General features: G+C 67.5%; 1 protein-coding gene. It reads left to right on the top strand.

Annotated features, from left to right (window positions below; translation table 11 throughout):
* Positions 1–228: MlaE family ABC transporter permease (locus tag SB822_RS61725; RefSeq protein ID WP_410859755.1), on the top strand; the 228-nt coding region annotated here is incomplete at both ends.

A 228-nucleotide genomic window follows, 5' to 3' on the forward strand; every position in this document is an offset into this window, starting at 1 on the left:
CTACGTGGTCGAACTGGTCAGCATCGCCTTCCTGCGCGAGTTCGCCGTGCTGCTGACCGCCATCGTGCTGGCCGGCCGCACCGCCAGCGCCTTCACCGCGCAGATCGGCGCGATGAAGTCGCGCGAGGAGATCGACGTCATCCAGACCCTGGGCCTGGATCCGGTCGACCTGCTGGTCATCCCGCGCCTGCTGGCGCTGGTGGTGATGCTGCCGCTGCTGACCTTCAT

It is taken from the genome of Paraburkholderia sp. SIMBA_054 (genome assembly GCF_046534875.1).
GTDB classification, from domain to species: domain Bacteria; phylum Pseudomonadota; class Gammaproteobacteria; order Burkholderiales; family Burkholderiaceae; genus Paraburkholderia; species Paraburkholderia hospita.